Source organism: Nocardia sp. CDC153 (genome assembly GCF_035818515.1).
In the GTDB taxonomy this organism is placed as follows: domain Bacteria; phylum Actinomycetota; class Actinomycetes; order Mycobacteriales; family Mycobacteriaceae; genus Nocardia.
The window spans coordinates 31402-56461 of sequence record NZ_JAYKYU010000002.1 but is presented as its reverse complement, the minus strand read 5'-3'; the positions used below and the strand labels follow the sequence as shown (position 1 = coordinate 56461).

At 67.2% G+C, this 25060-nt stretch carries 29 protein-coding genes; 20 read left to right on the top strand and 9 right to left on the bottom strand.

Going from position 1 to position 25060, the window contains the following annotated elements; all coding sequences use genetic code 11:
* Positions 1-57 precede the first annotated feature (57 nt).
* Complete coding sequence (locus VMT65_RS08655) at positions 58-948, top strand: hypothetical protein (protein WP_326307536.1); 891 nt, start codon at positions 58-60, stop codon at positions 946-948.
* A gap of 497 nt (positions 949-1445) precedes the next feature.
* On the opposite strand, the gene VMT65_RS08650 is transcribed toward VMT65_RS08655, so the two are convergent.
* Positions 1446-1787 (bottom strand): hypothetical protein, encoded by a 342-nt coding sequence (locus tag VMT65_RS08650; protein WP_326307535.1) that lies wholly within the window; start codon positions 1785-1787, stop codon positions 1446-1448.
* Between the two features lie 280 nt (positions 1788-2067).
* On the opposite strand from VMT65_RS08650, the gene VMT65_RS08645 reads away from it, so the two are divergent.
* Entirely contained in the window at positions 2068-2898 is an 831-nt protein-coding gene (locus VMT65_RS08645) for a YncE family protein (protein WP_326307534.1), read from the top strand.
* Here the strand turns inward: VMT65_RS08645 and mqo are convergent.
* The gene (mqo, locus tag VMT65_RS08640; RefSeq protein WP_326307533.1) at positions 2835-4301 is read right to left on the bottom strand and encodes a malate dehydrogenase (quinone); all 1467 of its coding nucleotides are present in this window, start codon (positions 4299-4301) and stop codon (positions 2835-2837) included. The genes VMT65_RS08645 and mqo overlap by 64 nt on opposite strands.
* Positions 4302-4393: 92 nt before the next feature.
* Between mqo and VMT65_RS08635 the strand changes: the two genes are divergently transcribed.
* Positions 4394-5308, top strand: a complete 915-nt coding sequence (locus VMT65_RS08635; RefSeq protein ID WP_326307532.1) for a LysR family transcriptional regulator — start codon at positions 4394-4396, stop codon at positions 5306-5308.
* A gap of 33 nt (positions 5309-5341) precedes the next feature.
* Entirely contained in the window at positions 5342-6550 is a 1209-nt protein-coding gene (locus VMT65_RS08630; protein ID WP_326307531.1) for a serine hydrolase domain-containing protein, read from the top strand.
* Positions 6551-6571: 21 nt separating this feature from the next.
* Here the strand turns inward: VMT65_RS08630 and VMT65_RS08625 are convergent, their stop codons facing one another.
* Entirely contained in the window at positions 6572-7918 is a 1347-nt protein-coding gene (locus VMT65_RS08625) for an FAD-binding oxidoreductase (protein ID WP_326307530.1), read from the bottom strand.
* A gap of 20 nt (positions 7919-7938) precedes the next feature.
* Positions 7939-8403, bottom strand: a complete 465-nt coding sequence (locus VMT65_RS08620) for an NUDIX hydrolase (protein WP_326307529.1) — start codon at positions 8401-8403, stop codon at positions 7939-7941.
* 192 nt (positions 8404-8595) lie between these two features.
* Between VMT65_RS08620 and VMT65_RS08615 the strand changes: the two genes are divergently transcribed.
* Complete coding sequence (locus VMT65_RS08615; protein ID WP_326307528.1) at positions 8596-9246, top strand: NAD(P)H-binding protein; 651 nt, start codon at positions 8596-8598, stop codon at positions 9244-9246.
* On the opposite strand, the gene VMT65_RS08610 is transcribed toward VMT65_RS08615, so the two are convergent.
* Together VMT65_RS08610 and VMT65_RS08605 are read right to left on the bottom strand one after the other, a co-directional pair.
* On the bottom strand, positions 9194-9850 hold the full coding sequence (locus VMT65_RS08610) for a trimeric intracellular cation channel family protein (RefSeq protein ID WP_326307527.1): 657 nt from the start codon (positions 9848-9850) through the stop codon (positions 9194-9196). The genes VMT65_RS08615 and VMT65_RS08610 overlap by 53 nt on opposite strands.
* Positions 9847-10455 (bottom strand): cysteine hydrolase family protein, encoded by a 609-nt coding sequence (locus tag VMT65_RS08605; RefSeq protein WP_326307526.1) that lies wholly within the window; start codon positions 10453-10455, stop codon positions 9847-9849. Before VMT65_RS08605 ends, VMT65_RS08610 begins: the two co-directional genes overlap by 4 nt.
* Before the next feature lie 102 nt (positions 10456-10557).
* On the opposite strand from VMT65_RS08605, the gene VMT65_RS08600 reads away from it, so the two are divergent.
* From VMT65_RS08600 to VMT65_RS08560, 9 genes are all read left to right on the top strand, one after another.
* The gene (locus VMT65_RS08600; RefSeq protein WP_326307525.1) at positions 10558-11406 is read left to right on the top strand and encodes a helix-turn-helix transcriptional regulator; all 849 of its coding nucleotides are present in this window, start codon (positions 10558-10560) and stop codon (positions 11404-11406) included.
* A gap of 117 nt (positions 11407-11523) precedes the next feature.
* On the top strand, positions 11524-12747 hold the full coding sequence (locus VMT65_RS08595; RefSeq protein ID WP_326307524.1) for an AAA family ATPase: 1224 nt from the start codon (positions 11524-11526) through the stop codon (positions 12745-12747).
* Between the two features lie 24 nt (positions 12748-12771).
* Entirely contained in the window at positions 12772-13746 is a 975-nt protein-coding gene (locus VMT65_RS08590; RefSeq protein WP_326307523.1) for a DUF58 domain-containing protein, read from the top strand.
* Positions 13747-13757: 11 nt separating this feature from the next.
* Positions 13758-14768, top strand: coding sequence for a VWA domain-containing protein (locus tag VMT65_RS08585; RefSeq protein ID WP_326307522.1), 1011 nt, complete (start codon positions 13758-13760; stop codon positions 14766-14768).
* A gap of 49 nt (positions 14769-14817) precedes the next feature.
* A complete protein-coding gene (fabG1, locus tag VMT65_RS08580; RefSeq protein ID WP_326307521.1) occupies positions 14818-15537 on the top strand; it encodes a 3-oxoacyl-ACP reductase FabG1 in 720 nt (239 codons plus the stop codon).
* Between the two features lie 57 nt (positions 15538-15594).
* Positions 15595-16431 (top strand): NADH-dependent enoyl-ACP reductase InhA, encoded by an 837-nt coding sequence (gene inhA / locus VMT65_RS08575; RefSeq protein ID WP_326307520.1) that lies wholly within the window; start codon positions 15595-15597, stop codon positions 16429-16431.
* Positions 16432-16481: 50 nt separating this feature from the next.
* A complete protein-coding gene (locus VMT65_RS08570) occupies positions 16482-17582 on the top strand; it encodes a ferrochelatase (protein ID WP_326309126.1) in 1101 nt (366 codons plus the stop codon).
* A gap of 10 nt (positions 17583-17592) precedes the next feature.
* Positions 17593-17826: a hypothetical protein gene (locus tag VMT65_RS08565; protein ID WP_326307519.1), complete on the top strand. Its 234-nt coding sequence runs from the start codon at positions 17593-17595 to the stop codon at positions 17824-17826.
* Positions 17827-17984: 158 nt separating this feature from the next.
* Positions 17985-18536, top strand: coding sequence for a hypothetical protein (locus tag VMT65_RS08560; protein WP_326307518.1), 552 nt, complete (start codon positions 17985-17987; stop codon positions 18534-18536).
* A 17-nt stretch (positions 18537-18553) separates the two neighbouring features.
* Here the strand turns inward: VMT65_RS08560 and VMT65_RS08555 are convergent, their stop codons facing one another.
* Complete coding sequence (locus VMT65_RS08555; RefSeq protein ID WP_326307517.1) at positions 18554-19246, bottom strand: hypothetical protein; 693 nt, start codon at positions 19244-19246, stop codon at positions 18554-18556.
* A 145-nt stretch (positions 19247-19391) separates the two neighbouring features.
* On the opposite strand from VMT65_RS08555, the gene msrB reads away from it, so the two are divergent.
* The 4 genes from msrB (at position 19392) to VMT65_RS08535 (ending at position 22377) form a co-directional block, all read left to right on the top strand.
* Complete coding sequence (gene msrB / locus VMT65_RS08550; protein ID WP_326307516.1) at positions 19392-19847, top strand: peptide-methionine (R)-S-oxide reductase MsrB; 456 nt, start codon at positions 19392-19394, stop codon at positions 19845-19847.
* The gene (gene msrA, locus VMT65_RS08545; protein WP_326307515.1) at positions 19844-20356 is read left to right on the top strand and encodes a peptide-methionine (S)-S-oxide reductase MsrA; all 513 of its coding nucleotides are present in this window, start codon (positions 19844-19846) and stop codon (positions 20354-20356) included. The genes msrB and msrA overlap by 4 nt, the downstream gene beginning before the upstream one ends.
* Before the next feature lie 142 nt (positions 20357-20498).
* A complete protein-coding gene (locus tag VMT65_RS08540) occupies positions 20499-21716 on the top strand; it encodes an FAD-dependent monooxygenase (protein WP_326307514.1) in 1218 nt (405 codons plus the stop codon).
* Between the two features lie 34 nt (positions 21717-21750).
* The gene (locus VMT65_RS08535; protein ID WP_326307513.1) at positions 21751-22377 is read left to right on the top strand and encodes a class I SAM-dependent DNA methyltransferase; all 627 of its coding nucleotides are present in this window, start codon (positions 21751-21753) and stop codon (positions 22375-22377) included.
* Here the strand turns inward: VMT65_RS08535 and VMT65_RS08530 are convergent.
* On the bottom strand, positions 22366-22560 hold the full coding sequence (locus VMT65_RS08530) for a hypothetical protein (RefSeq protein ID WP_326307512.1): 195 nt from the start codon (positions 22558-22560) through the stop codon (positions 22366-22368). The genes VMT65_RS08535 and VMT65_RS08530 overlap by 12 nt on opposite strands.
* Before the next feature lie 237 nt (positions 22561-22797).
* Here VMT65_RS08530 and VMT65_RS08525 point away from each other — a divergent pair, with 237 nt between their 5' ends.
* A complete protein-coding gene (locus tag VMT65_RS08525) occupies positions 22798-23118 on the top strand; it encodes a hypothetical protein (protein ID WP_326307511.1) in 321 nt (106 codons plus the stop codon).
* Between the two features lie 60 nt (positions 23119-23178).
* Here the strand turns inward: VMT65_RS08525 and VMT65_RS08520 are convergent, their stop codons facing one another.
* Positions 23179-24321, bottom strand: a complete 1143-nt coding sequence (locus tag VMT65_RS08520) for an acyl-CoA dehydrogenase family protein (protein ID WP_326307510.1) — start codon at positions 24319-24321, stop codon at positions 23179-23181.
* 54 nt (positions 24322-24375) lie between these two features.
* Here VMT65_RS08520 and VMT65_RS08515 point away from each other — a divergent pair, with 54 nt between their 5' ends.
* Positions 24376-24993, top strand: a complete 618-nt coding sequence (locus tag VMT65_RS08515; RefSeq protein ID WP_326307509.1) for a TetR/AcrR family transcriptional regulator — start codon at positions 24376-24378, stop codon at positions 24991-24993.
* Positions 24994-25060: the final 67 nt, after the last annotated feature.

Below are 25060 nucleotides of genomic sequence, written 5' to 3'. Positions count from 1 at the left end.
GGGCGGTATCGGAGGCGTGCACGGCGCGTATACCGGGCCAAAGGGGAGGAGCGCGGGATGCGGATTCGGGCTATCACGATATTCCTGACCGCTGTGGCGGTGGTTGGGCCGGTGGGATGCGGTGTTTCACACCAAGATTCGCCGAGTACCTCGGCCGTGACCGGTACGGGGGGCAACCCGCCGTCCACCGTGTCGGACCCGGCGTTGGCTCCGGGCGCATCGGACAGTCTGAGCACCTGGGAGGTGACGCTGTCGGAGTTCACGACGCTCGCGCCGGCCGGTGGCCGGAACCGCTTCGCCGTGTCGGCGCGCGTCCGCAACACGGCCGCGAGTGCGGGGGATCTGAGTGCGGTGCATTGGTTCGCATTCATCCAGAACCCGGATGATATCGGCCAGAAAGCTACCAACCTCATCGACTGCCCACCCGACTTGGGCGCTGGACTGCCACGCACCGGTTCCGTCGCGGCGAAGGGGATCGTCTCGGGCAAGCTGTGCTTCGACACCGCGGACGCACTGCACGGTACAGCCGAGATCAGCGTCTTCGGCCGCTACCCGCGGTACGTCGCGGGAGGAACCCAATTCCAGCCCCCAGACCACGCCGCAGGTGCCCAAAGCGCAAGCCCCGACCTGAGATTCATCATCAAAAGCATCCAGCCCGAAGCCGACCGGACCACCGCCATCATCACCCTCAGCTTCGGCACCGCACCCAGCCCCTACTGGCGATCGCAACTACCCACCGCATCCGCCCTGGACCCGACAACCCCCAACTCCACCCAAGAGTGCCACCCCGGCTCCGGCATGGCAGTCACCGCCCCCTACGACCCAACCTCGACCCCGCCCAGCCAAACCGTGACCACCGTAGAACTCTGCGTCCTAGGCCCCCTCCCCAACCTGACCATAGGCTTCCTCCCCCGCCTCTACTGGCGCTTTCCACTGACCGGCCCCTGACGGCCACCCGCACCGCCAGCAACTCGGTCACCGAAAGCCGATGCTGCGCAAACAGCCTCGTCGATGTCCGCACGACACCCCATTGTGCCGAGCACCGACCTCCGACCCCCAGTACTCTCCCCCCAATCCCACCGTCCCACGACGTGGAAACTACGTAGCAACTACTGATTTCCCCGCCGCAGCCGTCGCTGTGCCCCGACGCCCGGTGGCCACCGTCGACGAGCATGCAATCTGGCAGGCAAACGTCGAGTAGGGGACTGCTCCAGTGCATGCTGGTGGGGTTGTCTCGATCGAGGAAGCTGTCGGCGTAGGTCTTCGCGTTCAGTTCCCACTGGGCACCCCCTCGCCCTTCATCCGACCGCCGAGGAATTGGTGGGCCCCGAAATCGCGCAGCTATCCGGCTTCTCCGACCAGGCATGGTGTGTGTGGCGTCCAGGCGAGCACGCGTTCGCCGATCTCGAATGACAGACGCTTGGTCTCACTGAGGAGCACGCAGCTCACTCGCGCTCTGCGAGGAACTTGTCGAGGAGGTCGAAAAGGACGTCCAGAACATGCGAGTGCTCTTCTGGGGTGAGGTCGTCGAGGAAGCCGTGGTCAGGGAGGGCGATCGACATGATCGACCCGGGCCAGCCGAGACTTGTCTGTTGGCCCGTGTAGTTGGTGATCAACCAGTCGCCGAATCCGTCGAGTAGGGATTGGCCGTAGCGGCGGGCCGCGGTGTCGTAGCCGGTGAGGAAATGGGTGATGGCCGGGAAATTTGGGCGGCCGATGTACATCCCGGGACGTTTGGCTATCAGGGCCATGAACTCGCGCTCGGTGAGGTTGTTCGGATTCGCCACCTGTTCACCCCATCATGGCGACAAGCTGTTCGCTACCGAGGATGGCCCGAATTGTGATGGGATATCTGACAGGGGGCGGGCCGATTGCCGTGAGGTGAGGCGGATGTGGGCTAAGCGGGGCTGGTTGGGGTTGGCGGGGGTTGCGGTGGTGGTTGGGTGCTCGTCGCCTGGGCCTAGTACGACCGGTGGGGTGTTGCCGCTGCGGAAGGTTGCGGAGATCGGGTTGGGTGGGGGGTCGTCGCGGTTCGATTACGCGAGTTTGGATTCTGGGCGGGGGTTGATGTTCGCCGCGCATATGGGGGCGGGGGAGATCGTGGAGGTGGATGTGCGGGGGCGGAGGGTGGTGCGGACTATTGCGGACGCGCCGGATGTGCATGGGGTGTTGGTGGTTCCGGAGAAGGGGCGGGTGTATGCGACGGTGACGGGGCGGGATCAGGTGGTGGGGTTGGACGAGGGGAGTGGGGTGGTGTTGTTCACCGCTTCTACCGGGAGTTATCCCGATGGGCTGGCCTATGACCCGGTGCGGAATGCGGTGTGGACCACCAATGAGCGGGGTGGGAGCGAGACGGTGGTCGATGCGGACAGCGGAACCGTCCGTGGCACAGTCGCTTTGGGTGGTGAGGTGGGGAACGTGGTTTACGATGCGCCGGTCGATCGGATGGTGGTGGCGGTACAGGGGCGGGGTGAGCTTGCGGTCATCGCACCGGATTCACTGACGGTGACCGACCGTATCCCGACGCCGGGATGCTCGGGGCCGCACGGGCAGGCGCTGGATGCGGAGGGGCAGATCATGTATGTGGGCTGTGAGGACAATGCCACGCTGCTTACCGTGGATCTCGCGAAACGTGTTGTCATCGAACACAACAGCGTCGGGGAGACGCCAGATGTGCTGGCTTACGATCCGGGGCCCATGCGGCTGTACGTGGCGTGTGAGAGCGGGTGGGTGAGCGTGTTCGACCGGCGGGACGGGCATACGACGCCTGCGGGGGCCGAGCACATGGCCGATGGAGCGCACGTCGTGGTCGTGGATCCCGCCGATCACCATAGCTACTTTCCGATCGCCAGCGGTTCGGCGGGGCCTGCGCTCTGGGAGTTCGAGTCCGTGCCGTAGCCGGGCGTGCGAAGGGCCGGTTCCCACTCCGAATACAGCTGCGGGAAGCATCGATTCAGGAGGTCCAGCATGATGGCGGGCGCGGTCGATGCTCCGGGAGATGCGCCCAGCAGACCGGCGATGGTGCCGTCCGCGCCCGTGACGAGTTCGGTGCCCATGGTTAGAACACCGAGGCGCTTGGCGTCGGGCTTGACCAGCTGGGCGCGCTGGCCCGCCTGGACCAGGTACCAGTCGGCGGGGTTGGCTTCGGGGTAGAAGCGCTGGAGTTGGGCGAACTTGCGGTGCTTGGTGGCGAGGAGCTCGCGAATGAGGTACCCGACGAGCGGCAGATTCTGGAGCCCGGCGGCCACGAGCGCCACGATATTCGTCAGTCGCAAGGTGGTGAACAGATCGGTGAGCCGGCCGTGCTTGAGCAGTCGCGTACTGAACGTGGCGTAGGGACCGAACAACAGAGATGGTTCACCCTCCACGATTCGTTTGTCCAAGTGCGGCACCGACATTGGGGGAGCGCCTACGGCGGCCTGGCTGTAGACCTTCGCAGTGTGGCGGGCCGCGACGTCGGGGTTGTCGGTGCGCAGGAATTGCGCGCCGACCGGGAAGACGCCGTAGCCGCGAATCTCGGGGATGCGAGCCTTCTGGAGCAGTTTCAGCGCGTAGCCGCCCGCGCCGACGAAGACGAATCGGGCGCGAAGGGTGAAGCGCTGCTTGGTGGTTCGGTTGCGGCCGGTCACGGTCCAGAGGCCGTCGGGACCGCGGCGCAGGCCGGTGACCTCGTGACCGGTGAGCAACTGGGCTCCGGAATCGGTCATCGTGCGGATCAATGACCGGGTGAGGGCTCCGAAGTCGACGTCATTGCCCGCCTCGTACCGGGTGGCGGCCACCCGCTCGCCCGGATCGCGCCCCTCCATGAGCAGGGGAGCCCACTCCGCGATCGTGGCGGGGTCTTCGCTGTACTCCATCGCCGAGAACTCCGGCAGCGCACGCAGAGTCTCGTACCGCTGGCGCAGATAGGCGATGTCTCGCTCGCCGAAGACGACGTCCATATGTGGGGTCGGGTTCACGAATCCGGTGTCGGTCACGGCACCTCGATCCGCTAGCTCCGCCCAGAACCGCCGCGTCTGCCCGAACATCGACGCGATCTCGGCCGCCTTACCCGGATCGTTCGGATCGGGCATGTAGTTGAGCTCGCAGTACCCGGAGTGCCCGGTCCCCGCGTTGTTCCAGGGGTCGGAGCTCTCCGCGGCGACCCGGTCGAGCCGCTCGAGCAGCGCCATCGACCAATCCGGTTGCCGCGCCGCGATCATCGCGCCGAGCGTGGCCGACATGATCCCGCCGCCGATCAGCAACACATCGAGAACCTCGGTGCGGGTGGCGAATTCGGCATAGGTGACATTCGTGTCCATGGCAGCGACCTCCTTGGCTCGTGGTACCTGTCATCGTCACGCCGCCCGGAATGATCCGTCCAATGTTCATTTCAGCGGGTTATGATCCAAATATGGATGAATTGTCCTCGGTGCAGGTGGAGGCCCTGATTCCGCTGCTCGCCGCGTTCGAGGCGGCCGCCGATGAGGGCCACATCACCCGCGCCGCGCAACGGCTCGGCGTCCCCCAGTCCTCGTTGAGCCGACGATTGAAGGCGGTCGAGCAGGCGGTCGGAGTGCGGCTGTTCCAGCCGGTGGGCCGCCGCGTCGCCCTCACCGCGGCCGGACAGGAGCTGTTCGAACGCACCCGCGGCCTGGTCCGCCAGCTCGGCGACGCGGTCGATGTCGTGCGCAGCAATGCCGATCCCGACAGCGGCCTGGTCCGGTTCGGCTTCCCATTCACGTTGGGGCCGGTCAGCATTCCGTCGCTGCTGGCCGACTTCCACACCGGCGCACCGCGCGTCCGATTGCATCTGGTGCAGGCGCACGGCACCGCCCTGGTCGAAATGGTCCGCGAGGGTCGTCTGGACTTGGCCGTCACCATCCCCGCACCCGACGATCTGCCGACAATTCTGCTGGGCCACCAGCGCATCGACCTCTACGTCGCCAGCACTCACCCCCTCGCCACCCGCACCGAGGTCGACCTGGCCGAACTGTCCGACGAGCCGTTCATCGCCAACCCGCCCACCTATCATCTGCGCCGACTCTTCGACTCCTGGTGTGCCGCAGCCGGATTCACTCCGCAGGTCGGCTTCGAGATCACCGAATTCGAAACCCTGCGCGCCCTGGTCGCCCAGAACCTGGGCATCGCGGTGCTCCCGGCCCCCGAACTCCCGCACCCCGGTCTGACCCGCGTCCCCCTCACCGGCCAGCGCGACCGCAGCATCGGCCTGGTCTCGGGCAATCACCGCCCGACCCCGGCCGTGCAGCGGTTACGCGATCACATTGCGACTTTTGGGGTAGGCCGAATTCCGGGGGTTACCGGATAGGCACCGGTCTCGCGGTTCCCTAGCGTCGAAGGCGTGGTCGACAGCGACCTCGGAGGCGTGGTGGAGAAGGAGAGCGGTATGGGTGTGAGCAGGTTTTGGCGTCGTGGCGGGTATGCCGCCGTCGCCGCGGCGGCAGTGCTGGCCACGGCAGGCTGTAACGACGGCACGGCGCAGACCCACGCCTCCGCGCCGCCCACGCAGGTCTCCGATGCGCTCGACCTCCTGGTCCGCTCCGGACTGCCCGGCGCGCAGGTGGTACTCAGCGGACCCGATGGCCAGAAGACGGCCACGGCGGGCTCCGGCAACCTCGCCACCGGAGCGCCCTACGCCGACAACGCGCACATTCGAATCGGCAGCGTCACAAAGACTTTCGTCGCCACGGTGGTCCTGCAACTGGCCGGTGAGGGAACCGTCGACCTCGAGGCCCCGATCGAGCGCTACCTCCCGGGTGTGGTGCAGGGCAATGGCAATGACGGCAACCGAATCACCGTCCACCAGCTGCTCCAGCACACCAGCGGCCTGGCCGATTTCGCGCCGGAGGACGTCACGCAGAAGCTCCCGCAGCAGCTCGACCAGACAACCGACGGCAAGGCCTACCGTGACTACACACCGGAGGACGAGGTCCGTATCGCCCTGAGCATCCCGCCACAGTTCGAGCCGGGCGCCGAATTCCGTTACACCAACACCAATTACGTGCTGCTGGGCATGATGATCGAACGACTCACCGGCCATTCCCTGGCCGATACGATCAGTACTCGCATCCTCGAACCTCTCGGAATGCGTGACACCTACTACCCGGTGGCCGGTGACACGGCCCTGCGCGACCCGCACCCCCTCGGTTACCGCAAGGTCGGCGACGCCTGGGTCGACGCCACCGACACGGAGGTGGCATGGACCGGTGCCGCCGGTGCGATCGTCTCCACCGGCTCCGACCTGAATCGGTTCGTCACCGCCCTGGTGACCGGAAAGCTGCTCCCGGCAGCACAACTCGCGCAGATGCGGCAGACCATCCCGATGCCGCCGGTCGCCGGAATGAACTACGGACTCGGCCTGATCCGATTCCAGGTGCCGTGCGACGGCCAGACGAAGGAGGTGTGGGGTCACTCCGGCGGTATCCCGGGCTTCAGCACCTTGGCGATCGCCACGGACAAGGGCACCGCGGCGACCGTCAGCATCAATACCCTGGAGACGAACGACCAGTTCGCCACCGCGTTCACCACGATCGCCTGCGCGATCGCCTGAACCGACTGGAAATCGCCCGGACTAGTCGGCTTCCAAGCTCACCGGTTCGACATCGAGCACCTTGCCCGGATTGAACAGACCCTGCGGGTCCAGCGCACGCTTGACCGCCGCCATGAGATCGACCCCCGACCCGTGCTCCTCGCGCAGATACTTCTTCTTGGTCAACCCGATCCCATGCTCACCCGTCGCGGTCCCGCCGACCTCGAGCGCATGACGCACCACCAGATCCGAAAACACCTGTGCCCCAGGGTATTCGTCCTCGTTGTACGGCACGATCGTGTGCACGTTCCCGTCGCCGATGTGCCCGGCGACGGTGATGTTCAACCCCAGCTCGGTACCCAGCCGGGTGGCCGTGTCGACCGCCCCCGCGATCTGCGAGTACGGCACGGCCGTATCGGTGATCAGGAACTGCCGCCCGGGATTGCTGGCCTTTACCGCGAAATACAGGTTGTGCCGGTCCTCCCAGAGCGCGTGCCGGTCGCCGTGCGTCCGCGCCGTCGTCACATCGATCGCCCGATGCGCGTGTGCGATCCGCTGAATGTCGCTCTCATTGGCGGTGACCGCCGCCGCCGAACTGGATTCGATATCCACGAACAGCGCGGGCGATTCGGCATACGCCGTGCCCCGGAAGGCATTGATGGCCGCCATGCTCGGCGCGTCGACGAGTTCGAGCCGACTCACCGGGAGCGCCAGCCCCAACATCTCGACCGCCGTATCCACCGCGTCCGCCACGGTAGGAAACGAAATCCGCAGGGAGTGAATCCATTCCGGAATCGGATGCAACCGCACCGTCAGTTCGGTGATCAACCCGAGCGTCCCCGCCGACCCGATGAGCAGGTCCTTCAGGTCGTACCCGCTCGAGGATTTGCGCACCGCCCGCCCGAGCCGGGTCACCGTCGCATCCGCGAAGACCGCCTGCAGGGCGAGCACATTCGCGCGCATTCCGCCGTAGCGAACCGTGGTGGTGCCGCTGGCATTGGTCGCGGCCATCCCGCCCAGCGAGGCGTCCGCCCCGGGATCCACGGTGAACTGCAATCCGTATTCGGCGGCGGCCGCATTGAGTTGAGTGCGGGTCACCCCCGGCTGCACGGTGGCCGTGAAGTCCTCCGGCGCGATGCCCAGAATCTTGTTCGCCTGGGACAGATCCACGATCAGCTCGTCGCCACGAGCCAGCAGATGCCCTTCCAGACTGGTCCCGGCACCCCGGGCGATGAGCGGTGTCCCGTTGTCGCGGGCCCACTCGACCACGGTCACGACGTCGTCGACCCCGGTCGGGTACACCACGCCGCGCGGGCGCTGTCCGGCCCGGCCGGTCTCGTCGACCGTGTATTGATCGAGGACCACCGGACGAGTGTCGATCTCGAGCATGTGGCCCTCCCGGCTCCCGACTACTCCTGGTACGCCATGAGGATACGGCGAATCGACGTGGTGACGGGCAGCTCACCGGCCAGCGGAACCCATCGGTAGTTCGCGTAGTTGGTGAGCCGGATCGGACCCGCGGCCGCCAACTCGGCCGCGAAATGCTCTCTGCGCACCGGTTTTCCGGCGCTGGAGAGGTAGTCGAAGCTGCCGAGGTGGCGCACGATATCGACCACCGTGAGCCCGGTCTCCTCGCGTACCGCCCGCACCACCGCGTGGGCCAGCGACTCGCCGGGGCGCACGACCGTGCCGGGTAGGTGCAATGGACTGCGCCCCTCGACATGCTCCTCATGCTCGAGCATCAGCACCGCGTCATTGTGTTCGACGACTACGCCGACCCGTAGCGCCACGCCGTCCGCCGCGGCCCGCTCCCTGAGTTCTTCCAACACCGTCTCGCCGATCGATTGCTTGGGCGAAACTTCGAAATCCCACACTGCACACCACATCCCGTATCACCGGACACCGTCGACCGATACCGATAACGCTACCGGTGCGGAATCGGTCCGCGGCAGAGACATTCGCAAGATTGCACGCACTTTCAGCCAACCGATCCGCGGCCCGGAAACTTTCTGGGGGTGGGTCGGTGCGAAGCTGAAGGCCGGTTCCAGCCTACGAGAGGAGAAGCCGTGAAGGTATTCCAAATCGGTGCCGCCGGTGGCGTCGGCCGCCCCCTCGCGACCCTGCTCACCGCCCGTGGCGACCAGGTCACCGGCATGCACCGCAATCCTGCTCAGGCCGACACCATCGCCGCCACCGGCGCGACCCCGATTCCGGGCGACCTCATCGCCGACACGGTCGACGAGCTGGCCGCCAAGTTCCGCGGCCACGACGCCATCGTCTTCTCGGCCGGAGCCCACGGCACCGGCGTCGACCAAACCACCCTCATCGACGGCAAGGGCCTCGAGAAATCCGCCGCGGCCGCCCGCCAGGCCGGAGTCTCCCGCTTCCTGCTCGTCTCGGTCTTCCCCGACGCGGGCCGCGACCGCGAAACCTCACCCGGCTTCGAGCACTACATGCGCGTGAAGAAATCCGCCGACGTCCACCTGGTGAACACCGACCTCGACTGGCTCATCGTGCGCCCCGGCACCCTGCGCGACGAGCCCGGAAACGGTTCGGTCACCGCCGGTCTGGCCATCGAATACGGCGACGTCCACCGCGACAACGTCGCCGCCTTCCTCGCCGCCGCCCTCCACCGCCCCCAACTCAACCGCATGATCATCGAACTCACCGACGGCCCGACACCCGCCGAGGAGGCCGTCGACCGGCTGCTGGGCTGAGCCACGCCCACCGCAACGCCGCGGCGCGTAGGGCGAACGCGGCGGTGACCGTCACGATGGTGGCGGTGGTGAGATTCGTGTGCGGCCGACACAGGAGGAAGACGCCTGCCGCGCCCAAAGCCGCTGTGACATACCAGGATCCGATTCGCACCAATGCGACCGGATCGCCGAGGAGTAGGTCCCGGACCACGCCGCCGCCCGTGCACGCGACGATGCCCACGAGTACCGCCGCGCCCGCCGACACCCCGGCCAGTTGGGCCTTGGTGATGCCGAGTACGAGGTAGAGGCCCAGTGCCCCGGCGTCCAACAGTGCGATGAGCATCGAGATGCGGATGAGCAGGTGCGCGAAGGTCGTTCCGATGCCCGCCGCGAGCAGTGCGGTGAGTAGGTAGCTGTCGCTGCGCAGTGCGGCGGGTGTCTGTCCGAGGACGCAATCGCGCAGGATGCTTCCGCCCAGTCCGGTCGCGAGGGCGATGACGGCCACCCCGATCACGTCGATGCGATCGGCCCGGGCGCGGCCGGTGGCGGTCAGCGCGCCCGCGAGCGCGCCGACCGCGACGGCCGCCAGATCCAGCCCGACCGGTATGTGCAGCAACCCGGTCACGACTGGGCGGTCACCGTGCTGGCGACAATGCTGGATCGGGCGAGTTCGGTTCCGGTGGTGACGGATTCGATCCATTCCGCCGTGCTGGCCACCGCCGCGAAGCGGGACTGCAGGACGACGAGTACCGCGCGGTGCAGGTCCTCGGCGGTGATCGACCCGGCCTGATTGGCCAGCGTCAACGTGCCGGTGGCGTCGGCGAGGAATTCGACGGCGAAGCCGCGGTGGACGGCGTCGCGGGCGGTGGACTCGTCGCAGTTCTGGGTCATGTAGCCGCAGATGGCGATGGTGTCGATGTCATGTTCGGCCAGCCAGTCGGCCAATCCGGTGCCGGTGAAGCTGGAGGGCAGCGTTTTCTCGATCACAAGGTCGTGCGGGCGTTCGGTGACAGTCGGATGGAGCGCGAAACCCGCACTGCCCCTGGCGAAGATGGGCGACTGCGCCGGTGCGGCCTGCCGGATCAGAATCACCGGGATTCCAGCGGCGTGCGCCGCGTCCATGGCCGCACCGATGTTCGCCAGGCTGATATCCAGCGGGGGATAGGCGATGGGGAGGTTGCCGACCACGTATTCGTTCTGGACGTCGATCACGATCAAGGCTCGTTTCATACGAATGAGCCTGTGCGCCGCCGAAACCGCGAGCCAGTGCCGCGGTCGTCATCGGATCGCCCGGACCGGGGTTTGCCAGAGCCCCCCATAGGATGTCCGGTCGTGGAAGAGACCTCGCAGATCGGCGCATTCCTGCGCACGCGCCGCGCGCGGCTGCGGCCCGAGGACGTCGGGCTGACCGTCTACGGAACCCGGCGACGCGTGCCGGGCCTGCGCCGCGAGGAGCTCGCCCAGCTGGCCGGAATCAGCGCCGACTATTACATCCGCTTCGAGCGCGGCCGCCTCGACAATGTCTCCGACTCGGTCATCGACGCCGTCGCCAACGCCTTGCGCCTGGACCCCGACGAACGCCGTCACCTGCACAATCTCGCGCACCCACCCGCCCACGACACGCCCGAATCACCGGAGCTGCGGCCCAAGTTGAAGCAACTTGTCCAAGCCTTGGACCCGACACCCGCCTACGTGGTCGGCCACCACACCAACATCCTGGCCTGGAACCGCGCCGCCGCGGCGATTTTCGACATCGACTTCGACGCGGTCCCCGACGCCGAGCGCACCTGGGCCCACCTGATCTTCCGCAACGACAACGTCCGTCGCGTCACCGCGCCCAGTTGGCCCGAGATGGCGCGGCGCGTCGTCACCTATCTGCGCCTGCGCGTCAGCGCCCGCCCCGACGACACCGCCCTGCGCAACCTGGTCACCACCATGACCGCCGCCAGCGACCAGTTCCGGTACATGTGGGAGACCCACGACGTCGCCGATATCGCCCACGGCCGCTACCACCTCGACCACCCGCGGGTCGGCGAGTTGCGCCTGGACTTCGAATTCCTGAATCTGCCCGCCGACCCGGGCGTGCGCGCCCTGGTCCTCTACTCCGCCGAGCCCGGCACGCCGTCCGCTGCGGCGTTGCGCGAACTCCTCGGTCTCGAGCCGGAACCGGCCGTGGAATAGTCGAAACACACATTTCAGGGCCGAAATTCGCGTGCCGATCGCAACCGGGTGCGGCAAATGCGCGAGATACCTGGAATAGTTGGGGCGGAACGCACAGAGACCAAGGCGAAAGCGGGGATGTTGGTGACTTCGACTGACGGTGTGAGCGGGGTAAGCACGGTGAAGGATGCGCCGCCCTCGGCTTCGAACACCCTCGAGCGCGATGTCCAGACCCTGGAGAAGGCGATCTACGAAGTCAAACGCGTGATCGTCGGCCAGGATCGGCTGGTCGAGCGGCTGTTGGTCGGCGTACTCGCCAAGGGGCATGTGCTGCTGGAGGGTGTGCCGGGCATCGCCAAGACCCTGGCCGTGGAGACCTTCGCGAAGGTGGTGGGCGGCAGCTTCTCCCGCGTCCAGTTCACCCCCGACCTCGTGCCCACCGACCTCGTCGGTACCCGCATCTACCGCCAGGGCCGCGAGGAGTTCGACACCGAACTCGGCCCGGTGGTCGCGAACTTCGTGCTCGCCGACGAGATCAACCGCGCGCCCGCCAAGGTGCAGTCCGCGCTGCTCGAGGTGATGGCCGAACGGCACGTGTCCATCGGCGGCAAGACCTACCCGATGCCGAATCCGTTCCTGGTCATGGCGACCCAGAACCCGATCGAGTCCGAGGGCGTGTACCCGCTGCCCGAGGCGCAGCGCGACCGCTTCCTGTTCAAGGTCGTCGTGGACTACCCCTCGGTCGAGGAGGAGCGCGAGATCATCTACCGGATGGGTGTCACCCCGCCGGAGGCCAAGCGCATTCTCGACCCGGAGGAACTGGTCCGCCTGCAGGGCGTCGCCGCCAACACCTTCGTCCACCACGCGCTGGTCGACTACGTGGTCCGCGTGATCGCCGCGACCCGCAAGCCCGCCGACTTCGGCATGCAGGACGTCGCCGGGTGGATCTCCTACGGTGCCTCCCCGCGTGCCTCGCTGGGCATCATCGCCGCCGCCCGCGCGGTCGCCCTGATCCGCGGCCGCGACTACGTGGTCCCGCAGGACGTGGTCGAGGTGATCCCGGATGTGCTGCGCCACCGCCTGGTGCTGTCCTACGACGCCCTGGCCGACGAGGTCAGCCCCGACGACGTGATCAAGCGCGTGCTGCAGACCGTCGGCCTGCCGCAGGTCGCCGCCCAGGCCAATGCCCCGGCCGGTGCCGCCACCCCGATGCCCGCCCCGGCCCAGCCGCCGGTGATGGGTCCGCACGGCGGTCAGCCGCAGCCCGGCATGGCCCCGGTCGGCGGTGCCCCGCAGCCGGGAATCCCGCAGCCGCCCAACGGTCATGTGCCCGGCGTCCCCGGTCAGCCGCAGCCGAAGTAGGTGACCACGGAATCGATTGCGCCCGTGACGATCTCACCCCCAAGCGGCTCAACCCACGCCCCGCCCTCGTTCCGGCAGGGGCAGCTCACCGACCCGCGGCTGTCGGCGGCGTTGCGCACGCTCGAACTCACCGTGCGCCGACGCCTCGACGGTGTCCTGCACGGTGACCACCTGGGCCTGATCCCGGGCCCGGGCTCCGAACCCGGCGATGCGCGCATGTATCAGCCGGGCGACGATGTGCGGCAGATGGATTGGTCGGTCACCGCCCGCACCACCCATCCGCACGTGCGGCAGATGATCGCCGACCGGGAACTCGAGACCTGGCTGGTGATCGACCTGTCGGCCAGCCTCGATTTCGGTACCGCGCTGTGCGAGAAGCGCGATCTGGTGGTCGCCGCGGCGGCCGCGGTCACGCATCTGACCAGCGGCGGCGGCAATCGCATCGGTGCGGTGGTGGCCAATGGCCAGCAGCTGATCCGCATTCCGGCCCGCAGCGGCCGGGTGCACGAGCAGGCGCTGCTGCGCAAGATCGCGACCACCCCGCACGCGCCCGACGGCGTGCGCGGCGACCTGCGCGGGGCCATCGAGTCCCTCCGCCGCCCGCAGCGCAAACGCGGTCTGGCCGTGGTCATTTCCGATTTCCTCGGCGATATCGACTGGCAGCGTTCGCTGCGCGCCATTTCCGGCCGCCACGATCTGCTCGGCGTCGAGATCCTCGATCCGCGCGATCTCGAGCTGCCCGATGTCGGCGATGTGGTCCTGCACGACCCGGAGTCGGGCCGGACCCGGGAATTCAGTGTGACCCCCACGCTCCGCGCCGATTTCGCGCGTGCGGCGCAGCAGCATCGCGACCAGGTCGAGGGTGCGTTGCGCAGCTGCGGTGCGCCGGTGATGACCCTGCGCACCGATCGCGACTGGATCGCGGACGTGGTCCGATTCGTGTCCACCCGGCGCCACACCTTCGGCGCCCCGAATGCCGGACGGGTGCCGCGGCAGTGACTATTGGCGACTTGACATTCAGTCTCTCGAATTTCAAATACGAAGCCTGGCTGGGCTTCCTGGCCATCATCGCCCTGGCGGCGTTGATCTACGTTCTCATGCAGCAGCGTCGCCGCAAGCATGTGCTGCGCTTCTCCAATATGGAGATGCTCGAGAAGGTCGCGCCCAAGCAGCCGCGGGCGTGGCGGCATGTGCCGGTGGCGATCACACTGGTCGGCCTGGTCTTCCTGACCTTCGCGGCCGCCGGTCCGACCGCGGCCAAGAAGGTGCCGCGCAACCGGGCCACGGTGATCCTGGTGATCGACGTGTCGCTGTCGATGGAGGCGACCGATGTGCCGCCCAGTCGAATTCAGGTGGCCAAGAAGGCCGCCAAGGAGTTCGCCGACAATCTGACCCCCGGTATCAACCTGGGTCTGGTCACCTTCGCCGGGACCGCCTCGGTGCAGGTGTCGCCGACCACCAACCGCGAAGCGGTCAAGGCGGCCATCGACAATATGAAGCTGGCCGAGCGCACCGCCACCGGTGAGGGCATTCTGACCGCGCTGCAATCCATCGACACCCTGGCTTCGGTGCTCGGTGGCGCGGAGAAGCCGCCGCCGGCGCAGGTCGTGCTCATGTCCGACGGTAAGCAGACCGTTCCGGACGACAAGGATGTCGAGAATCCCCGCCACGGCTTCACCGCCGCGCGTTTGGCGAAGGAGAAAGGCGTTCCGGTGTCGACGATTTCGTTCGGCACCACCTGGGGCACCGTCGAGATCCCGGATCAGGACGGCAAGGGCTCGCAGCGCGTGCGCGTCCCCGTCGATGACGACTCGCTGCGCGAGATCGCGAAACTGTCCGGCGGCGAGTTCTTCACGGCCTCCACGCTGGAGGAACTCAAGAATGTGTACGGCCATCTGGAAGAGCAGATCGGCTACGAGAAGACCGTCGCCGACGCGAGCCGGCCGTGGGTCCTGGTGGGGTTGCTGGTGACCGCCGCCGGTTTGATCACGGCATTGCTCTATCGTCAGCGTCTGCCGTAAATCGGTACCGCGCGCCGAGTCCCGAACACGAACAGATAGGTTTGCCCTTATGTCGAACATCACATCCCGGTCGGTACTGGTGACCGGCGGTAACCGCGGCATTGGTCTCGCGGTCGCCCAGCGCCTGCTCGCCGACGGACACAAGGTCGCCGTGACCCATCGCGGCTCGGGGGTGCCGGAGGGACTCTTCGGCGTGAAATGCGATGTGACCGATAGCGAATCGGTCGATCGGGCGTTCACCGAGGTGGAGGCGCATCAGGGTCCGGTCGAGGTGGTCGTGGCCAATGCGGGCATCGTGGACAACACGCTGCTCATGCGCATGAGCGAGGACTCGTTCTCGAAGGTCATCGACGCCAACCTCACCGGTGCGTGGCGAGTCGCCCAGCGCGCCAACCGCAATATGCTCAAGAACCGCTTCGGCCGCATCGTGTTCCTCGGTTCGGTCGTCGGCCAGATGGGCTCGCCGGCGCAGGTCAGCTACGCGGCCTCCAAGTCCGGCCTGATCGGTATGGCCCGTGCCATCACCCGTGAGGTCGGCAAGCGCAACATCACCGCGAATGTGGTGGCGCCCGGCCTGATCGACACCGACATGACCCGCGAGGACATGACCGAGGAGATGCGCAAGAACGTCCTCGAGTTCATCCCCGCGGGCCGCATCGGCCAGGCCGAGGATGTGGCCGCGGCCATCAGCTTCCTCGTCTCCGACGACGCGTCCTACATCTCCGGTGCGATCATTCCCGTCGACGGCGGTATGGGCATGGGCCACTAGGCCCGGTCGAATCCGTTCCATCCCCAGCACTTTCACTCGAGGAGAACCCACCACCCCATGGCTGGATTGCTCGACGGCAAAACCGTCCTCATCACCGGCATCATCACCGACTCGTCCATCGCCTTCCACGCCGCCGCCAAGGCGCAGGAGCAGGGCGCGAAGGTGATCATCACCGGAATCCCGGAGCGGCTGCGGCTCATCGACCGCATCGCCAAGCGTCTGCCGCAGGAGGTCCCCCCGGCCATCGGCCTGGACGTGACCAGCGAAGAGGATCTGGCCAACCTCCCCGCGAAGCTGCGCGAGCTCGCGCCCGAGGGCATCGACGGCGTGCTGCACTCGATCGCCTTCGCCCCCAAGACCCTGATGGGTCCGGACGCGGTGGCCTTCCTCGACGGCCCGGGCCCCGACGCCGCCAAGGCGTTCGAGATCTCGGCCTGGTCCTACGCCTCGCTGGCGCGCGCCGTGCTGCCCGCCATGAACGAGGGCGGTTCCATCGTGGGCATGGACTTCGATCCGCGCACCGCCATGCCGTACTACAACTGGATGGGTGTGGCCAAGGCCGCGCTCGAGTCGGTGAACCGGTATGTGGCGCGAGAGGTGGGCGAGGCGAAGAAGATTCGCTCCAACCTGATCGCGGCCGGTCCGATCAAGACCCTCGCGGCCAAGGCCATCGCGGGCACCGCCACCGATGACGCCAAGCAGCTCAATATGCTCAACGAGTACTGGGACGGCGCGTCCCCGATCGGCTGGGACGTCGACGACCCGACCGTGGTGGCCAAGTCCATCGTGACCCTGCTGTCGGATTGGCTGCCGGGCACCACCGGTTCCATCATCTACGTCGACGGCGGCGCGAGCCACAACACCTGGTTCCCGGACCAGGGCTTCGGCGCCTGATTCGTTTCGTTCTCGAGTTCTGAAGGAGGAGAGCAGTGGCCGCGGAGCCGATGGCTCAGGAAGTGGACGCCGAGCCCACGGCTCGTGACGTGGACGCGCTGCTACTGCTGTCCTTCGGCGGCCCGGAGCGCCCCGAGGACGTGATGCCGTTCCTGGAGAACGTCACTCGCGGTCGGGGCATCCCGCCGGAGCGTCTCGCCGAAGTCGCGCAGCACTATCTGCACTTCGGCGGGGTGTCGCCGATCAACGCGTTGAATCTCGACATCATCAAGGCCATCGAGGCCGAATTCGCCTCGCGCGGTATCGATCTGCCGGTGTACTTCGGCAACCGCAACTGGCATCCGATGGTGGAGGACACCGTGGAGCGCATGCGCGCCGACGGCATCCGGTCCGCGCTGGTGTTCCCGACCTCGGCGTGGGGCGGGTATTCGGGTTGCCTGCAGTATCACGAGGACATCGCGCGAGCCCGCGGCGCGGTCGAGGGCGCGCCCGAATTGGTGAAGCTGCGCCAGTATTTCGATCATCCGCTGTTCGTCGCGGCGTTCGCCGATGCGATTCGCGCGGCGGTCGCGGAACTGCCGGAAGACAAGCGCGCGAGCGCCCGTCTGGTCTTCACCGCGCACTCGGTGCCGGTCTCCGCCGATGTCGCCTCCGGCCCGCCCACCGAGGAGAACCTCTACAGCCGCCAGGTCGCCGAGGCGGCCCGTTTGTGCGCCGCCGCAACCGGATTCGATGACTACGACCTGGTCTGGCAGTCGCGCTCGGGTCCGCCGCAGATCCCGTGGCTGGACCCCGACATCGTCGACCACCTCGACGCCCTCGCCGAACAGGGCGTGGATGCGGTCGTGGTCTGCCCCGTCGGCTTCGTCTCCGATCACCTCGAGGTCATCTGGGATCTCGACAACGAGGCGAAAGACCGTGCCGCCGAACTGGGTATGGCCTTCGCCCGCGCCGCCACCCCCGGCCCCGACCCGCGTTTCGCGCAGATGGTCGCCGACCTGGTTCAGGAACACACCGCGAACGCCGCCCCCGCTCGCCTGAGCGATCTGACGGCCCTGGGCTGCACCGTCAATGGCGCTCCCTGCGTCGTGGGCTGCTGCGCCCTCCCGCCACGCCGCCCCGCGGTCGCGCCAACCGCCAGCGAATTGTAGTCTCGCCCAGGTGACTACACCCGGACGCGCCACCCAACAACGCCGTCAGCCCGCGGGCGCCCCCGCCGCCGCCCGCAAGCGCCGCACCTTCGGCCCCCCGGACCTGTTCGTCTGGGCCCCCGTCCTGACGCTCTTCCTCGCGGCCGGCATCATCGGCACCATCGGCCAATCCCTCCTCTTCGCCGCCGCTTTCGTCGCCATCGCCGTAGTCATGGTCGTAGCCGACATGTGGTTCAACCGCTGACGACGTAGATCCGGGCGCGGCATCCACCGATCACGCTCGACCAGCGGATACCATCGCGGGGCCCATTCGACTGGAAGGGATTACCCGTGTCCGTGCCGACGCCCGGAGTTGCGCCCACGCCCGGTATCGCCCCGCCGAACTCGCGGTCCCGATCGATCGTGCCGCTGGTGATTTCGAGCATTCTGGCGGCGGCGGGAATCGCCGGGACCACCGTGGGTTTTCTCTTGTATTCGGGCGAGCGCCAGTCTCTTTCCGACGAGCGCGCCACCTCGGATCACCTGCGTGGCCAACTCGCCGCCGCCACCGCCGCCACCGCGGGCAGTGCCGAGGCGCGCAGGTCCGCCGCCGAGAAGGCCGGCTGCGACTACGTCAACCTCATGGCTACCTACGACGTGTCGAATCTCGACGGTTGGCTCGCGGCGGTTCTCAAAGGCTCGACCGGATCGTGGCATCAGACGCTCGTCCAGACCGGCGACGAGATGCTGCACACCATGAGGCTGGGCAACAACTCCGGTAAGGCCGTGGAAACCCATTGCGGCGTGGCCTCGCTGGATGACCGCAGCGCACACCTGGTTGCCGTCACCAAACAAGCGGTGACCAATCCGTCGAAGCCGGATGGCTCCGCGCAGGTCATGCCCATGCTGGTGACCATCGACGAACAATCCGATGGTCGTTGGCTGGTCAGTGAGATGACGGGCGTCACGCCCTGAGCAGACCGATCCGGTTGCTACTTGAGAACATTCACCGCGCGGGCGATCACCAGGCTGACGGTGATGAGCGAAACCGCCGACTGCACCATCATCAGCGTCTTGGCCCAGCGGGACATGGGCATGACGTCGGTGGGGCTGAATGCGGTTGCGTTGGTGAAGGATAGGTACAGATAATCCGGAAATTGCGGCTCCCACTCGGGGTCCGTGAGATCCGGATTCTGCATTTGGACCCAGAGGAAGTCGGGATAGGGTTTGCGGGCGTGGGCTCGGGCGGCGGGGCCGCCGCGGTCGAAATCCCAGTACCAGAGGGCGAATACGAGGACATTGCTGAGCCAGACCGCGCCGCCCGAGGTCAGCAGGCCCGCCGCGTTGTCGCTGACGGTGCCGTGGATCAGGCCCAGCACCAGGTGGTAGACCGACCAGACCAGGGCGAATCCGAGCACCGCCATCAGCAGGAGGCTGAGCCGCCGCAGCCAGATCTCCTCGCGGTCGAGCCGGATCGGATTCGCGATGGCGAGAATGACGAGTAGCGCCAAACCGATCGACGGCACCAGCCAGCGCGGACCCGCCTCGAATTCGCGCGGCAGAAAGAACTGCACCACCAGTATTCCGATGATCGCCGCCGTCGCCGCCCACCGCGATTCGCCCGCGGTCTTGCGCGCCCACGCGGGCACCTGATCGTCGTCGGTGTCGTTTCCAGCCGTACTCACGCTGGTGAGTATGCCCGCACCTGGCCTTTCCGCCGCTGAACGACGCCACCGAGGCCCAAAGGTGACGGAAGTATGACGCGGGGTTGAGGGCGGACTTTCCAGCGGGCAGGGTGGGTTGTAGCTGAGGCCGAACGAAGGAGGTCATGTGACACGGGAGTACAACCGGAATCCGGCGGCCGTGGCGGCGCTGTCGCCCGAGCAGTATCACGTCACGCAGGTGAACGGGACCGAGCGGGCGTTCACGGGGGAGTACTGGGACAACCATGAGCCCGGGATCTATGTGGACGTGGTGTCGGGTGAGCCGTTGTTCGCCTCGACGGACAAGTTCGAGAGCGGATCGGGGTGGCCGAGTTTCACCAAGCCGATCGATGCGTCGAACGTGGTGGAGAAGCGGGATCTGAGTCATTTCATGATTCGCAACGAGGTGCGGTCCTCGCACGGTGACAGCCACCTCGGGCACGTCTTCCCCGACGGGCCGCGTGACGCGGGCGGCCTGCGCTATTGCATCAACTCCGCGGCGCTGCGGTTCATTCACCTCGACGATCTCGAGGCCGAGGGTTACGGGCAGTACAAGTCTCTGTTCACGAAGGAGGAAGCGTGACCGACACGCGGAAGGCGATTCTGGCCGGCGGATGTTTCTGGGGCATGCAGGATCTGATCCGGCGGCAGCCGGGCGTGGTCTCGACCCGGGTGGGCTACACGGGCGGTCGCAACGACCACCCGACCTACCGCAATCACCCCGGGCACGCGGAGGCCGTGGAGATCGAATACGACCCGGCGCAGACGGATTACCGTGCGCTGCTGGAGTTCTTCTTCCAGATCCACGATCCGAGCACCAAGGACCGGCAGGGCAATGACATCGGTACCAGCTACCGGTCGGCCATCTTCTATCTGGACGATGAGCAGAAGCGGGTCGCCGAGGACACCATCGCCGATGTCGACGCCTCGGGCCTGTGGCCGGGCAAGGTGGTCACCGAGGTGACCCCGGCGAGCACGTTCTGGGATGCCGAGCCGGAGCACCAGGACTACCTGGTGCGCTACCCGAACGGGTACACCTGCCACTTCCCGCGGCCGGGCTGGAAGCTACCGAAGCGCCAGGCCACGGCATAAATTCGACGGGCCTCATCGGGGTGTTCCCCCGGTGAGGCCTTCTTTTGTCCTCGCAACTAGTTGCACAGAAACTAGTGTTGTGGATACTATTGCCGCAATGATCGCGAGGGCGATCGAACGGGTATCTCGGAAGGCGATAGCAATGAACGGCATCAAGAAGGCACTGATCATCGGCGGCGGCATCGCGGGACCGGTGACTGCGCTGGCCCTGCAGAAGGCGGGCATCGAGGCGACGGTGTTCGAGGCCTACGAGAGTGCGGCCACCGACGCGGGCGCGATGCTGACCGTCGCGCCGAACGGCCTTGCGGCACTGAAGATCATCGGTGCGGACAAGCTGGTCGAATCGGCGGGACACCCGCTGCACAGCATGGTCATGGAGACCGGGACCGGCAAGCAGCTCATGCGGGTCGACGCGCTGCCCGGGCTGCCGCCCAGCTGCACCATGTTGCGCGCGGAGCTGTTTCGCGTCCTGCACGAGCACGCGGTCGCCAATGGCATCACGTTCGAATACGGCAAGCGGCTGGTCGATATCGAGCAGACCGACACCGGCGTGATCGCCCAGTTCGCCGACGGGACAACCGCGTCCGGTGACATCCTGATCGGCGCGGACGGCATCCACTCCACGGTGCGCACCCTCATCGACCCGCAGGCCCCCGGCCCCGAATACACCGGACTGATGAGCTTCGGCTTCGGCGAATTCGATCCGGACGGAAGGCTTTCCGATGGCGGCAAGGGCGATATCGAGGCCATGCACTTCGCCTTCGGCAAGCGCGCCTTCTACGGCTACTGGCGTCAACCCAATGGCAAGCACGTCTTCTTCAGCAACTACCCGCAGACCGAACCCATGACCCTGGCCGAGGCCAAGGCCGTCCCCGCGCAGGACTGGCTGGACAAGCTGCGCGCGGCCCACATCGGCGACATCCCCGGCGAGCGGCTGTTCGCGCAGACCAGCGTCCACGAGATGATCATCACCGGCCCCATGGAGCGGATGCCGCACGTGCCCAACTGGTTCCGAGGCCGCGTGGTCCTGGTCGGCGACGCCGTCCACGCCCCCTCGTCCAGCTCCGGTCAGGGCGCGTCGCTGGCCATCGAGTCCGCCATCGAGCTGGCCCGCTGCCTGCGCGACATCCCCGACCCCACGGCGGCTTTCGCGGCCTACGAGCGCCTGCGCCGCCCGCGCGTGGAGGAGATCTCCGACAATGCCGCCAAAACCAATAACGGCAAGACCTCCGGCCCGGTCGCCAAGGCGATGTTCGGCCTGATCATGCCGATCGCCACCCGCACCTTCCTCAAGCCGGAGAAGATGTTCGGTCCCGTCCACCGCTTCGTCATCGACTGGGACGAGCCGGTGAATGCTTGACCCAACGGCTCGGTGTTCGATTACCGTTGTGGCCATGGGACTTTCGGCGGCCGAAGTGTTCGACGGACTGGGTAAGGACTACGAGCACGCCTTCGCCGGGCTGATCGCCCAGCGCGAGGAACTCGACTGGCTGCTCACCCAGCTCCCGCCGCGGGCGAAGGTCCTCGACGTCGGCTGCGGCACCGGCCGCCCGACCGCCGAGGTCCTCGCCGCGGCGGGCCACGACGTCACCGGCTGCGATGTCTCTCCGGGCATGATCGAGATCGCCCGGGCCCAGGTGCCCGGCGCGCGCTTCGAACTAGCCGACCTCCGCACCCTGGACTATCCGCCCGGAACCTGGCACGCGGTCGTGGCCTTCTTCCCCCTCCTGCAACTCACCCGGGCCGAGATCGACGCCGCCCTGGCGAAATTCGCCGACTGGCTCGCCCCGAACGGGCTGTTCCTCTTCGCCACCGTCCCCGCCGACGTCGAGAGTCTCGACATCGAATTCATGGGCAAACCGGTCACCGTCAGCAGCTATCCGCTGGCCGAGTATCACCGTCTCCTCCACGCAGCGGGCCTGACCATTGTCCGCGAACGCGTGGTCGAGTTCCTCCCCGACCACCCCGCGGCCATCCCGGAACACGATCTGTTCCTGGCCGCCCGCAAGTCAACGCCGTAGCGCCCGATACCCACTCCACCCCAGCAGGCCCACGCCCGCCACGACGAGAACCACACCGGCATAACTCCATTCGGAATGCCCGGTCATCGGCGACCCGTGCAGCGACCCCAGGCCCTGCACGATCCAGATCACGCCGACAATGCACAGCACGATGCCGATCACGGCTGAGACGATCCGCCCCATGGGAACTCCTCGGTAGGCTGACCTCAGCATAGGGGTCTCGAGCGCTTCATTCGCAGGGTGCGAAAGGTCTAAACTGTTAGCCGGACCGAGCATTCGATCTTCCGCGAACCACCTGGTTCCGGATCACAGTGCACGGTCACGAATCCGCCAGTAGAGCGCAAGCGCGTGGTTGCCACGTTGTCGGTCGGGGTGTCCCTTCCGGACGCTTTTGTGGCCGTGCCCAACCGAGGTATGGCCATGACTATCTCAGAAAGCAAACCCGTACGACACCGACTGTCCCGGGCCCTCGTCGTGGGCTCGCTCGCCGTCCTCCCGATCGGCTTCGCCGCGCCCGCCCTGGCCGCGCCGCTGGTCGTCGTGGACAACGACCACGACTGGCGTGGGGACTGCGATCACAACGGCCGATTCACCTGGCAGAACGACCGCGGCCGAATGCAGTGGAGCGACTGCGATCACGGCCGCGGCCACTGGGAGTGGCGCGACAACGACTGGCGTTGGCATCACGACCGTGACGACGCCCCGGCCCCCGCACCCTGGAACCCCTTCGGCAGTCTGTGACCGCTCCTAGCCGAGAAACCCGCGTGTCATGCGCCGCGCGGGTCGGTCGGATCGTGGCGCTCAGCCGTTGGCGAGCGAGCGGGCGATGACGAGGCGCTGGATTTGGTTGGTGCCCTCGAAGATCTGGGTGATCTTGGCTTCTCGCATGTAGCGCTCGACGGGGAAGTCTTGGGTGTAGCCGTAGCCGCCGAAGACCTGGACGGCGTCGGTGGTGACCTTCATGGCGGCGTCGGTGGCGACGAGTTTGGCGACGCTGGCCTGGCGGGAGTAGGGGAGACCCGCGTCGCGGCGGCGGGCGGCGTCGAGGTAGGTGGCGCGGGCGGAGTCGACGGCGGCGGCCATATCGGCGAGGACGAAGCCGAGGCCCTGGTGGTCGATGATGGGGCGGCCGAAGGCTTCTCGGTCCTTGGCGTAGGCGACCGCGTCGTCGAGGGCGCGCTGGGCGATGCCGGTGGCCACGGCGGCAATGCCGAGGCGGCCGGAGTCCAAGGCGCTGAAGGCGATCGGGAGACCTTGGCCGGGCTCGCCGATCAGACGCTCGGCCGGTAGGAAGGCGGCGTCGTAGGCGGCGGTGGTGGTGGGGACCGCGCGCAGGCCCATCTTCTCCTCGGGCTTGCCGAAGGACAGCCCCTCGGTGTCGGCGGGGACCAGGAAGCACGAGATGCCGCGCGAGCCCTCGCCGGTGCGGGCGAACAGCGTGTAGTAGTCGGCCTTGCCGCCGTTGGTGATCCACGCCTTGGTGCCGGTGATCCGGTAGCCGCCCTCGGCCTCCACCGCGCGACAGCGCAGCGCCGCCGCATCGGATCCGGCATGCGCCTCCGACAGGCTGTACGCGCCGATCAGATTGCCGGACAACATCTCCGGCAGCCACCGCTGCTTCTGTTCCTCGGTGCCGTAGGCGAAGAGCGGATGGCACGACAGGCTGTGCACGCTGACCGCCACCGCGACCGCCGCCCACCGCGCGCCCAGTTCCTCGAGCACCTGCAGATACACCTCGTAGGGCTGCGCACCCCCGCCGAACTCCTCCGGATACGGCAGGCTCAGCAGCCCGGCCGCCCCGAGCGCGCGAAACGCCTCCTCCGGATACCGCTCCTGCTTCTCGTACTCGACGACATTCGGTTCGAGCACCTTGTCCGCGATATCGCGGGTGAGCTCGATGAGGTCGCGGGCTTCGGGCGTGGGCAGCAGGCGATCGACGGGCATGCCGGTCACATTACGACCGACACCCAATTGCGTGCAAGGGTGCACGCAATTTCGATGAACGGTTATGCTGACCAGGTGGTATCCGGTCTGCCCCCGAACAAGCATCAGGAGAAGAGCCTGCGCACCCGCGCTCTTCTGCTGGACGCGGCAATCGACAGCCTGGCCGAGGTCGGGTACGCGAGCGCCTCGATTGCCGACATCACGGCCCGGGCCGGGGTGACGCGGGGAGCGCAGCTGCATCACTTCCACACGCGGCAGGAGCTGTTCGCGCAGACCATCGAGCATCTGACGCTGCGTCAGCGAGAGGCATTGCAGCGACGGGAGCGGACGCTGCCGCGCGAGTCGTCGGCGGGGGAGGTACTGGTCGAACTGGTGACCGCGCCCTTCGCAGGCAAGTTGGGCAAGGCGGCCGTCGAACTGTACGTGGGCATCGCCAACGATCCCGGCCTGCGCCGGAACATGCTTCGCGTCCAACACGATCTGACCGTCGAGCTGCTCGACGCCTGCGGCCGCCGCATCGACGTCTCGCGCGAGCGCCTGGAGTCGGCATTCTGGCTCACCATCAACCTCATTCGCGGCGCGACCCTCGACGAGATGGTCGGCCGAGACCGCCTGCGCCGCAAGCAAGTTCTGGCCGATTGGGCCCGCCTGGCCGACGGACTGCTCGCCTGAGTGAAACGCCCGCTTTCAAGGTCGCGATTACGAGTCGTTGAATGGTTCGTGCGTGCGCGGCACTCTG

Bases quoted from the DNA above. Each gene is read 5' to 3' on its own strand.
- VMT65_RS08595 (WP_326307524.1), top strand. From the start codon at position 11,524: ATGTTGGTGACTTCGACTGACGGTGTGAGCGGGGTAAGCACGGTGAAG.
- inhA (WP_326307520.1), top strand. From the start codon at position 15,595: ATGGCTGGATTGCTCGACGGCAAAACCGTCCTCATCACCGGCATCATC.
- VMT65_RS08520 (WP_326307510.1), bottom strand. From the start codon at position 24,321: ATGCCCGTCGATCGCCTGCTGCCCACGCCCGAAGCCCGCGACCTCATC.
- VMT65_RS08625 (WP_326307530.1), bottom strand. From the start codon at position 7,918: ATGCTCGAGATCGACACTCGTCCGGTGGTCCTCGATCAATACACGGTC.
- VMT65_RS08540 (WP_326307514.1), top strand. From the start codon at position 20,499: ATGAACGGCATCAAGAAGGCACTGATCATCGGCGGCGGCATCGCGGGA.
- fabG1 (WP_326307521.1), top strand. From the start codon at position 14,818: ATGTCGAACATCACATCCCGGTCGGTACTGGTGACCGGCGGTAACCGC.
- VMT65_RS08570 (WP_326309126.1), top strand. From the start codon at position 16,482: ATGGCTCAGGAAGTGGACGCCGAGCCCACGGCTCGTGACGTGGACGCG.
- VMT65_RS08655 (WP_326307536.1), top strand. From the start codon at position 58: ATGCGGATTCGGGCTATCACGATATTCCTGACCGCTGTGGCGGTGGTT.
- VMT65_RS08525 (WP_326307511.1), top strand. From the start codon at position 22,798: ATGACTATCTCAGAAAGCAAACCCGTACGACACCGACTGTCCCGGGCC.
- VMT65_RS08535 (WP_326307513.1), top strand. From the start codon at position 21,751: ATGGGACTTTCGGCGGCCGAAGTGTTCGACGGACTGGGTAAGGACTAC.
- mqo (WP_326307533.1), bottom strand. From the start codon at position 4,301: ATGGACACGAATGTCACCTATGCCGAATTCGCCACCCGCACCGAGGTT.
- VMT65_RS08645 (WP_326307534.1), top strand. From the start codon at position 2,068: ATGTTCGCCGCGCATATGGGGGCGGGGGAGATCGTGGAGGTGGATGTG.
- VMT65_RS08635 (WP_326307532.1), top strand. From the start codon at position 4,394: ATGGATGAATTGTCCTCGGTGCAGGTGGAGGCCCTGATTCCGCTGCTC.
- VMT65_RS08530 (WP_326307512.1), bottom strand. From the start codon at position 22,560: ATGGGGCGGATCGTCTCAGCCGTGATCGGCATCGTGCTGTGCATTGTC.
- VMT65_RS08605 (WP_326307526.1), bottom strand. From the start codon at position 10,455: ATGAAACGAGCCTTGATCGTGATCGACGTCCAGAACGAATACGTGGTC.
- VMT65_RS08515 (WP_326307509.1), top strand. From the start codon at position 24,376: ATGAACGGTTATGCTGACCAGGTGGTATCCGGTCTGCCCCCGAACAAG.